This is a genomic window from Microbulbifer maximicatervae (SeqCode), assembly GCF_056232625.1.
The window spans coordinates 3,848,481-3,860,837 of record NZ_CP174324.1 but is presented as its reverse complement, the minus strand read 5'-3'; the positions used below and the strand labels follow the sequence as shown (position 1 = coordinate 3,860,837).

Sequence of the window (12,357 nt, the reverse complement as noted above, 5' to 3'; positions counted from 1 at the left end):
CAATATCTCGAATTTATATGGAGACATAAATTTTAGCTAGGCTAGTATCATTTATTCGAGAGATTTACATGTCAAGTTGTTTAGTAGAAGTACTATCTATTTGCTTGGACAATTCACTCGGCTAATTCCACAGTTATATTCTCTGGCCCCAAGATAAATGCTAATTTTTTATTTTGATATTCCAATATTCCACTTCTTGTGCTAATTCCTTGCTTCGATAAATACTCTAAAGCCTCATTCAAATTATCTACCTTCAAACACAAATGGTTATAACCGGGCCTTGCCAAGTCAATTAGTGATGGATTAGTTTTAACCACTGGATTTCGGTAGTGAAGTAGCTGTATCTCGAATTTCGGAGATGACTGCTTTAGTACCATCGTAAAGTGATCTGCTTCTACATTATCCACCTGGAGATACCGTGACGCTTTCTCGCCAGTTAGAAAATTTTTGAGTAGAAGCTCAAAACCCAGCAATTCAAAAAAACTGACACTTTCCTCTAATTTCGTAACAACTACTGTTACGTGATCTGGATGTTTAAACATGGATTGAGAGCCTTCAATCTAGATTTAAGTACAAGTTTAGATGGAATTTATTAAGGTTTTTCCAAATACAAAATATACAAATCAAATTTCTGTATTTTTAAGTAGGTTATTACTCAATATATAAGTTAATTTGTTGTTTTGTATTCCAGCTCTTCTAGAGACAACCGAAATAAATTTGTCACATTATCTTTCAAATGCTAAATATATAGGTTTGCTTATTGTTTTAACGGAGTGAACTGGTGGTCGAAACTTTATCCTTAAGCAGCAATATAAAGTTCAATTTAGCTAAATTATTTCTATTACTCTCAGCCTTTAGCAATTTTGTTTATGCAGAGACAACTATATATCAAGGTGACATACTTCATTTTACTGCCGACCCGGCGAAGACTAGTAAAGCTTATGAATATATTGAAAATGGTGGATTAATTGTCAAAGATGGAATAATTGCCGAGATAATTTCTGAAGAAGAAATTTCGAAAAAACAAAGAGGCGCAGAGATTGTAGATTATCGCGGCAAGTTAATACTTCCCGGCTTTATCGATTCTCATATTCACTATCCACAGACGGGGATGATTGCGGCTCATGGCGAGCAATTATTAGAGTGGCTTAAAGAATACACCTTTCCAACTGAAAGTAAATTTTCCGACAAAGAACACGCGAAGGAAGTTGCAGAGTTCTTTATTAGTCAGTTGCTAAAGAATGGCACAACATCAGCACTTATATTTGGTACCGTTCACCCAGAGTCTATAGATGCTCTCTTTGAAGTTGCCCAACGGGAAAACATGCGACTAATTGCAGGCAAGGTATTGATGGATCGCAATGCTCCAGAATACCTGCTAGATACGCCCGAAAGTGCTTATTCCGATAGCAAGAATCTAATCGAACGTTGGCATAATAAGGATCGATTGAGCTATGCCATTACTCCAAGATTTGCCCCGACAAGTACTCCTGAACAGCTTAAGCAGGCAGCTAAGTTACTAGATGAATATCCCGATGTGTATATGCATACCCATGTTTCCGAAAATAAGGATGAAATTAATTGGGTAAAATCATTGTTCCCAGAAGCAAACAGTTATCTTGATGTTTATAACATATATGGATTAAATCGGGACCACTCAGTGTTTGCTCATGGTATTTATCTGGATGACCAAGAGATGGAAAGTATGGCTTCAGTAGGTAGCGCTATAGCTTTTTGCCCAACGTCTAATCTGTTTCTAGGGAGCGGATTATTCCCGCTTAATAGAGCTGAAGAAATCAATGTTAGTGTGGGCCTGGGAACCGATGTAGGAGCTGGCACCAGTTTCTCGATGTTAGAGACTATGGATGAGGCCTATAAGGTGATTCAGCTACAAAAATCCATCGGCAATAACACCGGAGTGAAAACCCTCTCTCCATTAAAAGCACTTTACCTTGCTACGTTGGGATCTGCCAAGGCATTAGATATTGATGACAAAGTCGGGAGTTTTGAGAAGGGTAAGGAAGCTGATTTTATCGTAATTGATTTAAAAGCCACCGATTTAATGAAATTTAGAATGAAGTCGGCTAGAACCCTCGAAGAGAAATTATTTGCACTTCAGGTACTCGGTGATGACAGGGCTATACATAGCACATATATAATGGGAAATAGAAAATAGTTCATCTAGAACTTGATATCGCATTACCTATTTTTCGGTATTCTTCTTGTATTCGATTTAGGTTATCAACCCCAAGGTAGTACTCTTCACCATCGCCAAACATACTCTCCCAAACAAAAGGGTATATGGCAATTACCTTGGGGTTTCCTATCGCAAAGTCATAAGCTTGCCTAGCCTGGCTAATTAATTGTGGCTCTGTAATGCTACCGAAGGCTCTATTCGATGTTTTAAAAGCTCTCGGGATAAGATAATAATTTGCATCTAGATGTGATGTTCTTGTCATTAGTTTTTCGACTATCTTATTTTGAAAACTTACTCCCACGTAATAATTTACAGCAAACAGATTATATTTTTTTGGTACCATTTCCTCAAAACGTGATCTTCTGACCGTTTCATTCATAAATGTAATTGCTCTTTTTGCTTTTGGAAAACTATCTTTAACTAGTTGAGCGATCTCTTCAAGATAGAGCTTAAGCGTTATGTTACTTAATTTTGAGCGATAAAATGGTTCATCTAGCGGGTCAAAGGCCATTATAATATCGCTAAATGGCTCTAACTGCCTCTTTGCTCTTTCCCAGCGTTCAAGATAATCCTCTCTTTTCCTATAGGTAGGATAACCATCAAAAAATATAGGTGCTAGTTGTATCCAAAGCTTTAATCCATGACTTCTGGCTTCTTTCATTATATCTATGTCATAGTAATATACGTCTACAAAAGTGGTGAATGACGCAACTTGAGCAATTTCATCTATTGTCCAACCGGAATGAAAAAATCCAAAATCCGTTAGATGCTCTGGCACAATATTACCCGGATTTATAGCTGTCGATGACACAATGTTTCCATGCAAAAAAATGCGTTCTGTTTGCTTCAAGTTAGCGCCCAAAGTAGGGGGGCTACCCTCAGCATGTGTATTTTTAGAAAGAGCATATAAAACAACAAAAGTAAAAATTAATACGCCAAATGCCAAGTGCTTCATCGTTGAAAACATCTTTAATATGAATCCATAAAGTTTCATTTGTTAGTGTAGCAACAAGGTTCTCTATATAGCTTTCTATTTTACATGTTAACTTAACTATCAAGTGAGACAGTTATTATATTTATCGTCCTTTATATGCAGGTATTAGCTCATATAGCTTATACCTGCTAAATAAATTATTGTGACACCATTAGATACTGTTTTGTTTCAACATCAAAAACAGCAACGCCTCGATTTGGCATAGAGATATACAGAACATTTTTAGCTTGATCTACTGCTGGAGTAAGCAGCATATCCTCCCACTCTTGTTGTATGGCACTTAAAAGCAGGGTTCTATTTCCAGTTTCCCTATCTATAGCCAAAAGTTCCATGTTAACTGGTTCATCATCGCTGTCTGTGTGATTGTAATCTTCTATATATATTAGATTACCTTCACTGCTATACGCCAAATCCCCTAATTCATGGACACTTTCTCCACCGCCAATTTCATTACTTGATATGATTTTTGTTATTTCATTTTCCAGATTAAACTCGACAACTTTCCCATGAATATCTGAAATGTATATTTCTGTAGATTCTGCATTTATTGAGATATGGTTTGGATACCAGAACCCCATATCGGGGAAAGAATTGATTTCAGTTCGATCGCCAGACTGTAAGTCTATAGAAATCAGTGCGTCAGCAGAAATAGCCAGTATTCTATCTCGAGCGGTATCTATAGCTATACCACTAACACCATTAAATGCATCACCGGAGCCGATATCCCCCCCAGAAATGATCGATCTATTTCCGGTTATAGGGTCTACTTTAACTATACTTTGGGAATATGGCTCTATTACATAGATATCTCCGTTCCGTTTATCGACTGCCAAATCGTGGAAGTATCCCTCTATCAACCCATCTCCTTTATGCGGGCCAGATATAATCTGCCTATCACCACTCTGTGGATCTACCGAAATTATTTGGTCAATTTTTTTATATTCAAAATTAGAGTAGCGAGATTCTGCATAATTGTCATTAAGCAGAAGAAGTCTTTCATTGTACTCGTCATACACCAAGTCAGAGTTAGTCGAGAGTAGAGGACCTTCTCCTCTTATTTTTTTTGATACTAATATTCGACTTCCATCTTCCTTGCTAACCAAAAAGGAATGTCCTGTTGAGCACGAGTTAACTAAGATTGATTTTCCTGTGTCAATGATTCCGTTTCTCCCGTAGTCAAAATCTAAGTTGTCACTACCTGTATCGAGTACTGATGATAATAAGTTTCGATTACCACTAACTAGGTTGATCTCAAGTACTTTACCGTGCAAATCGGTGGAATAAGCTAAATTAGCTTCCAAATTGATAGTTAAACCGGTCAAGCTTTGTAGAGATTCGCCCGAGCCTACACTCACTCCTGATAATTCGGTTGCCTGCCAAGTAGCAGGATTTAACTCCAGTAATCCATCCTCACTTACAACAAAAAATCGTCCGTCGACAATTTCGAAACCTTGATTGAAATAGCCTACTGAACTTCCGTCTTCATAATTAAAAGAGGATATTTTTTCACGGTCCCCGGTGATAGGGTCTACTTTTATTAAATAGCTCGGAAAATAATTTTGCACATAGATATCACCAGAACTGATATCAATAGAAATTTGTGGTCTTCTCCCAAATGACAGTGAATCATCCCCTGACTCGGAAATGATATTTAAGCTATTAAATTCACGATCGATAGAAATTAACTGATCATTTTGGATGATTAAGAAATTACCCGTAGTGTGGTCAAATTCAGCTCCGACCACATCGGAGAACTCTGAGGAAATATAATCTTCCTGCATGCTTTCCAGATTTAATACCCTAGTAGGGTTAAAGGCGTACGCTAGATTTCTATCGCTATCAAATGCCAACGGACCGCAAAATCTGTAGCTATTAAATCCGTCATAGCTATTAACACTCACTGAGGCAGCAGCTGGGGAGGTATTCCCATTAATATCTGTTACCTCAATGTTAATGCTCGTCGTAGTGCCTTCCTCAAGCGTTATTTCTGCCTGCCAGGTTGCAAAATCATCATCCGATGTTGCGTCAATTCCATTTACAGATACCCTGGCAACACCAACATTATCATTTGCGCTACCACGCACAACCAGCTGCTCTTTATCACTCCATAGCCCGTCGCTAGCGGGAAAGATAATACTTGCGCTTGGGTATTCACTATCGGTTTCCTCTTTCGGTATCGAAGAGTCATTGCCGCCTGAAGAAGAACCCCCTCCGCATCCAACCATTAAGTACATCAGGAAGGTTATTAATAAGTAGTTTCTAATAGAGGTTTTCAACATTAATGCTCTTTATCGTAGAGGAGTCACTCGAAAAAATAGATAAAAAAAAAGCAGCCGAAGCTGCTTTTTTGTCGCCTGAAAACAGGCCTTACGAGTAGGTAAGAACTGTTTACTTACCGGCCGCCTTGCGAATTGCCTGCAGGGTACGCAGACGCGCTTCGGCTTCGGCCAGCTGGGCTGAGATGCGCGCGTAGTCGACTTCGGACGGCGCCTTGTGCAGGGCGTGTTCCGCTTCTTCGCGGGCCTTCTGCGCGGCGTCTTCATCGATCTCACGTTCGGCTACATCGGCGAGGATAGTCACCATATTAGGTTGTACCTCGGCGTAGCCACCGCTGACGAACAGTACTTCCTCTTCACCACCGGGCTTGATGATGCGCACCGGACCGGCTTTCAGAGCGGTGAGCAACTGAGCGTGACCGTAGGAGAGACCCAGCTCACCTTCGATACCACTCACAATCACCATCTCTACCAGCCCGGAGAAGAGAGACTGCTCGGCGCTGACAATGTCACAATGTACTGTCATGGCCATAGTATATGCCTCTCTCGATTAGCCCTTGGCTTTGTTGGCTTTTTCCACAGCTTCGTCGATGGTTCCCACCATGTAGAAGGCCTGTTCCGGCATGTGGTCATACTCACCATTCAGGATGCCCTGGAAGCCACGAATGGTTTCTTTCAGGGAAACGTATTTACCTGGTGCACCGGTGAAGATTTCCGCAACGTGGAACGGCTGGGACAGGAAACGCTCGATCTTACGGGCGCGGGCTACGGTCTGCTTGTCTTCTTCAGACAGCTCGTCCATACCCAGGATCGCGATGATGTCCTTCAGCTCTTTGTAGCGCTGCAGTACAGACTGTACGCCGCGAGCCACTTCGTAGTGCTCTTGACCAATTACTTGTGGGTCCAGCTGACGAGAGGTGGAGTCCAGCGGGTCAACAGCCGGGTAGATACCTTTAGCGGCGATATCACGGCTCAGTACTACAGTGGAGTCCAAGTGCGCGAAGGTGGTCGCCGGAGACGGGTCAGTCAAGTCATCCGCCGGTACGTATACCGCCTGAATAGAGGTGATAGAGCCAGTCTTGGTGGAGGTAATACGCTCCTGCAGAACGCCCATCTCTTCCGCCAGGGTCGGCTGGTAACCTACCGCAGAAGGCATACGGCCCAGCAGTGCGGATACTTCGGTACCGGCCAGGGTGTAGCGGTAGATGTTGTCGACGAACAGCAGTACGTCTTTGCCTTCATCACGGAATTTCTCCGCCATGGTCAGACCGGTCAGGGCTACGCGCAGACGGTTGCCGGGCGGCTCATTCATCTGGCCGTAAACCATCGCCACTTTGGAGTTGGCTTTATTTTCCAGGTCAACAACGCCGGATTCAGCCATCTCGTAGTAGAAGTCGTTACCTTCACGGGTACGCTCACCAACACCTGCGAACACGGACAGACCGGAGTGCTCGGTAGCGATGTTGTTGATCAGTTCCATCATGTTTACGGTTTTACCTACACCGGCACCACCGAACAGACCAACCTTACCACCCTTGGCGAACGGGCAAACCAGGTCGATTACCTTGATGCCGGTTTCCAGCAGTTCGGTAGAGCTGGACTGCTCTTCGTAGGTCGGCGCAGCGCGGTGGATAGAGGAGCGCTCTTTCTCACCGATAGGGCCACACTCGTCAATCGGGTTGCCGAGCACGTCCATGATGCGACCGAGGGTTTCCAGGCCAACCGGTACAGAAACCGGAGCGCCGGTATTGCGCACGGACAGACCGCGGCTGACACCTTCGGATGAACCCATGGCAATAGCGCGTACCACGCCGTCACCCAACTGCTGCTGCACTTCCATGGTGAGGTTCTTGTCCTCAACCACCAGTGCGTCGTATACATTCGGAACAGAATCGCGTGGGAATTCCACGTCGATGACCGCTCCGATCACTTGCACAATTTGCCCGTTACTCATTTCCGGATCCTCAGCTTTAAATTCTTTCTAGGCTGACCATTACTGGCAGCGGATTAAACCGCCGCCGCACCGCCGACAATTTCGGACAGTTCCTGGGTAATGGCCGCCTGGCGCGCCTTGTTGTAGACAAGCTGCAACTGATCGATCAGCTCACCGGCGTTATCGGTGGCGCTCTTCATCGCGATCATACGCGCTGCCTGTTCACAGGCTTTGTTTTCAACTACTGCCTGGTATACCTGGGACTCGATGTAGCGAGCCAGCAATCCATCCAGCAATTCAACCGGATCCGGCTCGTAGAGGTAGTCCCACTCGTGCATGAGTTTTTCATCTTCGTCCTTCGGCAGCGGCAGCAATTGCTCAACCTGCGGCTTCTGGGACATGGTGTTGATAAACTCATTGGATACCAGGAACAGGCGATCGATATCGCCTTCTGCGTAACGGTCCAGCATTACCTTAACTGAGCCAATCAGCTGGTTGGCCTGGGGCGCATCGCCCAGATCGCGCACCGCTGCGACAACCTTGCTGCCGATGGCATTAAAGAAACTGGCCGCCTTGTTACCTACCGCGCAGACTTCGACGTCGACACCCTTTTCGGACCACGCCTGCATCTCGCGAATAGCGGCTTTGAACATATTGACGTTCAAGCCACCACAGAGTCCGCGGTCAGTGGATACCAGGATAAAACCGACCCGCTTGGCCTCGCGCTCTTGCAGGTAAATATGCTGGTACTCGGCCGAAGCGTTGGCGACGTGGCCGATCACTGCGCGTATGCGCTGGGCGTAGGGACGCCCCAGTGCCATGCGATCCTGAGCCCTGCGCATCTTACTGGCTGCAACCATTTCCATTGCGGCAGTAATTTTCTGCGTGCTCTTGATGCTGGCAATTTTTGTGCGTACTTCTTTTCCGCCTGCCATAGTGATTTACCTTGTTCGCTGGAAGTTAGATTCCGAAAGAGCGGACACGCCGCTCTCTCGCGCTCTCCAGGGAGTTCTTACCAGCTGCTAGTAGCGACGAACTTCTCGATAGCTGCTTTGAAAGCTGCGTCGATTTCGTCGTTGTAGTTACCAGTGCTGTTCACTTTCTCCATCAGCTCTGCGTGTTCGCTATTCATGTAAGCGAGCAGGGCGGCTTCGAAATCGAGAACCTTGGCAACTTCTACTTCTTTCAGGTAACCCTTGTCGGCGGCGTAAACGGAAACAGCCATGTCCGCGATAGACAGCGGAGAGTACTGTTTCTGCTTCATCAGCTCGGTTACGCGCTCACCGTGATCCAGCTGGGCTTTGGTAGCTTCGTCCAGGTCAGAGGCAAACTGGGAGAATGCCGCCAGTTCGCGGTACTGAGCCAGAGCGGTACGGATACCACCGGACAGCTTCTTGATCACCTTGGTCTGCGCAGCACCACCTACACGGGATACAGAGATACCCGGGTTGATCGCTGGGCGGATACCGGAGTTGAACAGATCGGTCTCGAGGAAGATCTGGCCGTCGGTAATGGAAATCACGTTGGTCGGTACAAACGCAGATACGTCACCGGCCTGGGTTTCAATGATCGGCAGGGCGGTCAGAGAGCCGGTCTTGCCTTTCACTTCACCGTTGGTGAACTTCTCTACGTAGTCGGCGTTTACACGCGCGGCACGCTCCAGCAGACGGGAGTGCAAGTAGAAAACGTCACCGGGGTAGGCTTCACGTCCAGGCGGACGCTTCAGCAACAGGGAGATCTGACGGTAGGCCCAAGCCTGCTTGGTCAGGTCATCGTATACGATCAGGGCGTCTTCACCGCGGTCGCGGAAGTACTCACCCATGGTACAACCGACGTAGGGAGCCAGGAACTGCATCGCGGCCGGATCGGCGGCGCCAGCGGCTACTACGATGGTGTGATCCATAGCGCCGTGCTCTTCGAGCTTGCGCACTACGTTGGCAATAGAGGACTGCTTCTGGCCCACGGCAACGTAGACACACTTAACGCCGGTACCTTTCTGGTTGATGATGGCGTCGATCGCCACAGCAGTCTTACCGATCTGACGGTCACCGATGATCAACTCACGCTGGCCACGGCCAATCGGGATCATGGTATCAACCGCTTTCAAACCGGTTTGTACAGGCTGGTCAACGGACTGACGGGCAATAACGCCAGGCGCTACTTTTTCTACCGCGTCGGTCAGCTTGTTGTTCAGCGGGCCCTTGCCGTCGATCGGGTTACCCAGCGCGTCTACAACGCGGCCGAGCAGTTCCGGGCCAACGGGGGTTTCCAGGATACGGCCGGTGCAACGGCACTTCTGGCCTTCAGCCAGCGCCTTGTAGTCGCCCAGGATTACAGCACCAACGGAGTCGCGCTCCAGGTTCAGCGCCATACCGTAAACGCCGCCTTCGAACTCGATCATCTCGCCGTACATCACATCGGCCAGGCCGTGGATGCGGATGATGCCGTCGGATACGGAAACAATGGTGCCCTCATTTTGGGCTTCAGTGCTCACATCGAGATTTTCGATGCGGCTCTTGATGATTTCACTGATCTCAGAGGGATTCAGTTGCTGCATGCTCTGTTCCTCAAGTCCCCGCCGGCTAACGCCAACGGGGAGAGTAATTTAGGAGTTCATCGCCTCGGCGAGCTTGGCCAGACGGCCGCGTACGGTACCGTCGATGACTGTATCACCGGCGCGGATGATCGCGCCGCCCAGCAGGCTCTCGTCCACCGAGCTGTGCAGATGTATTTCGCGTTCAAACTTCGCGCTGAGCTTTTGGCCCAGTGCTTGCGCCTGTGCATCGCTCAAGGCGTGCGCGGAAACAACTTCCACCTCGAGGGTGGCTTCCGCTTGCGCTTTCAGCTCTTCGAACAGTTCGGAAATTTCCGGCAGCAGCTGCAGGCGGTTGTTTTCCGCCAGCAACCGGATGAAGTTCCTTCCGTGCTCGCCGAGTTCGTCTGAACAGATCGACAGGAATTTATCTGCGCGCTCTTCACTGGTGAGCTGGGGGTTATCCAGCAGCTCACGCACTTTTTCGTTCTGGCTGACCGCTGCCGCAGTGCTCAGCGCAGTGCTCCAACCACCTAAGTGGGAGGCTTCCTGCGCATAAGAGAATGCAGCTTTAGCGTAGGGCCGGGCCAGTGTGCTGAGTTCCGCCATTGGGTTCCTCGCTTACAGCTCGGCTGCCAGTTTATCGATCAGGTCGTCGTGCGCCTTAGCGTCGATATTGACCGCGAGAATCTTCTCCGCACCCAGGACAGACAGGTCTGCCACACGGCTGCGCAGTTGCTCTTTAGCGCGATTCACTTCCTGGTCGATCTCAGCTTTGGCCGCAGTTTTCAGGCGATCGCCTTCAGACTGAGCCGCTTGCTTGGCTTCATCGAGAATCTGGTTGGCGCGCTTGTTGGCACCATCAATGATCTCGTTAGCCTGATCTTTGGCTTCCTTCAACTGCTCGGCAGCTTTACGCTTGGCCAGTTCCAGGTCTTTCTGTGCGTGTTCGGCGTCAGCGAGACCATCTGCGATCTTCTGCTCACGCTCTTTCATCACGCCCAAAAGCGGCGGCCAAACAAACTTCCAGCAAAACCAGACGAAAAACAGGAAAGTAATCGACTGGCCGATTAGAGTCAGGTTGATATTCACTCCGACACCTCTTGCTCTTTAAATAGGGTTAAGGGCAATTGGAACGGCGTAATTAAACCAGACCAGGAGCTACGGCGAAGATCAGGTACATAGCGATACCAACACCGATCATCGGAACCGCGTCAAGCAGACCAGCCATCAGGAACATCTTGCCCTGCAGAGCCGGAGCCTGTTCAGGCTGACGAGCGGAACCTTCCAGCAGCTTGCCACCCAGAGTACCGAAACCGATTGCGGTGCCCAGGGCGCCCAGACCGATCAGCAGTGCACTTGCGATGTAAACCAGACCTAATGCTTCCATTGTGTTCTCCAAATCAAAGTTAAAGAGTTGTTGTAAAGGTCGAAAAAAGGGTTAAAAACTTATTGATCGTGCTCGTGCTCATCGTCGCGATGGTGTGCCATCGCCATGTACACGGTGCTCAATACCATAAATACGAACGCCTGCAGCACGATTACCAGTACGTGGAAGATCGCCCAGCCCATGTGCAGGAGGCCCGCACCAATAAAGCCAAGAACGCCAACGCCAAAGACAATTGCGATCAGGATAAAGATCATTTCACCGGCGTAGAGGTTTCCGAACAGACGCAGGCCCAGGGAGATCGGCTTGGCGATCAGGGATACTGCTTCCAGCAGGAAGTTCACCGGGATCAGCAGGATGTCAAAGAACAACTTGCCGGTATGGAAAGGGTGCAGAGTCAGCTCTTTAAGGAAGCCGATGGCACCTTTTTCGCGAATACTGAAGAAAATCATCAGCGCAAACACCGCCAGGGCCATACCCAGGGTGGCGTTCGGGTCGGTGGTTGGGACCACTTTAAAGAAGAGGTGATCGTTGCCGGAGATCTTGGCGGCAGCCATCGGCAGCCAGTCTACCGGTACCAGGTCCATCAGGTTCATCAGGAACACCCACACAAAGATGGTCAGAGCCATCGGGGCAACCATAGTGTTGCGGTGGGGGAAGGTTTCCTTAACCAGCTTGTCGATAAAGTCGGTAACCAGCTCCACAAAACTCTGGAAGCCTGTGGGCTTGTCCACACTGGCCTTCTTGGCTGCGCGGGCAAACAGGAAGCAAAAAATCAGACCAAGGCCGATAGACCAGCCCAGAGTATCTACGTGCAGGGCCCAAAAGCCCATATCCGCAGCTTCCTGGGAGGAATGCGCCATAGTCCAAGTAGACTCATTCAGCACAGTACCGTCGGCGCGGGTATACCCGGCCGGCAGCTTGCCGTAAGTCATGTTTTGCAGGTGGTGTTGGATATACCCCGTCGCGGTTTGAGCTTCGCCTGCCATAGTTCCTCAACAATCGTAAAAGTAAGAATTCTTTTTTCTTATCCACCG

General features: G+C 47.8%; 12 protein-coding genes. 1 reads left to right on the top strand and 11 read right to left on the bottom strand.

What is annotated here, in order from left to right; translation table 11 throughout:
- Positions 1-113 precede the first annotated feature (113 nt).
- Entirely contained in the window at positions 114-542 is a 429-nt protein-coding gene (locus ACJJI6_RS16815; RefSeq protein ID WP_444934527.1) for a VOC family protein, read from the bottom strand.
- Positions 543-781: 239 nt separating this feature from the next.
- Here ACJJI6_RS16815 and guaD point away from each other — a divergent pair, with 239 nt between their 5' ends.
- A complete protein-coding gene (gene guaD, locus ACJJI6_RS16810; RefSeq protein WP_475711325.1) occupies positions 782-2,176 on the top strand; it encodes a guanine deaminase in 1,395 nt (464 codons plus the stop codon).
- A gap of 1 nt (position 2,177) precedes the next feature.
- On the opposite strand, the gene ACJJI6_RS16805 is transcribed toward guaD, so the two are convergent.
- From ACJJI6_RS16805 to atpB, 10 genes are all read right to left on the bottom strand, one after another.
- Positions 2,178-3,152 (bottom strand): hypothetical protein, encoded by a 975-nt coding sequence (locus ACJJI6_RS16805; protein ID WP_445355353.1) that lies wholly within the window; start codon positions 3,150-3,152, stop codon positions 2,178-2,180.
- Positions 3,153-3,328: 176 nt separating this feature from the next.
- Positions 3,329-5,470: an NHL repeat-containing protein gene (locus tag ACJJI6_RS16800; protein ID WP_475711323.1), complete on the bottom strand. Its 2,142-nt coding sequence runs from the start codon at positions 5,468-5,470 to the stop codon at positions 3,329-3,331.
- A gap of 109 nt (positions 5,471-5,579) precedes the next feature.
- Positions 5,580-5,999: a F0F1 ATP synthase subunit epsilon gene (locus ACJJI6_RS16795; RefSeq protein ID WP_108735087.1), complete on the bottom strand. Its 420-nt coding sequence runs from the start codon at positions 5,997-5,999 to the stop codon at positions 5,580-5,582.
- Positions 6,000-6,017: 18 nt separating this feature from the next.
- Positions 6,018-7,421: a F0F1 ATP synthase subunit beta gene (gene atpD / locus ACJJI6_RS16790; RefSeq protein WP_282930574.1), complete on the bottom strand. Its 1,404-nt coding sequence runs from the start codon at positions 7,419-7,421 to the stop codon at positions 6,018-6,020.
- A gap of 53 nt (positions 7,422-7,474) precedes the next feature.
- A complete protein-coding gene (gene atpG / locus ACJJI6_RS16785) occupies positions 7,475-8,335 on the bottom strand; it encodes a F0F1 ATP synthase subunit gamma (protein ID WP_282930573.1) in 861 nt (286 codons plus the stop codon).
- A 77-nt stretch (positions 8,336-8,412) separates the two neighbouring features.
- Positions 8,413-9,957, bottom strand: a complete 1,545-nt coding sequence (atpA, locus tag ACJJI6_RS16780) for a F0F1 ATP synthase subunit alpha (protein ID WP_108735090.1) — start codon at positions 9,955-9,957, stop codon at positions 8,413-8,415.
- 48 nt (positions 9,958-10,005) lie between these two features.
- Positions 10,006-10,542, bottom strand: a complete 537-nt coding sequence (locus ACJJI6_RS16775; RefSeq protein WP_108735091.1) for a F0F1 ATP synthase subunit delta — start codon at positions 10,540-10,542, stop codon at positions 10,006-10,008.
- Between the two features lie 12 nt (positions 10,543-10,554).
- Complete coding sequence (locus tag ACJJI6_RS16770) at positions 10,555-11,025, bottom strand: F0F1 ATP synthase subunit B (protein ID WP_282930571.1); 471 nt, start codon at positions 11,023-11,025, stop codon at positions 10,555-10,557.
- A 52-nt stretch (positions 11,026-11,077) separates the two neighbouring features.
- Positions 11,078-11,323, bottom strand: a complete 246-nt coding sequence (gene atpE, locus ACJJI6_RS16765) for a F0F1 ATP synthase subunit C (RefSeq protein WP_020413895.1) — start codon at positions 11,321-11,323, stop codon at positions 11,078-11,080.
- Positions 11,324-11,382: 59 nt separating this feature from the next.
- A complete protein-coding gene (gene atpB / locus ACJJI6_RS16760; protein WP_282930570.1) occupies positions 11,383-12,309 on the bottom strand; it encodes a F0F1 ATP synthase subunit A in 927 nt (308 codons plus the stop codon).
- Between the last annotated feature and the right edge of the window lie 48 nt (positions 12,310-12,357).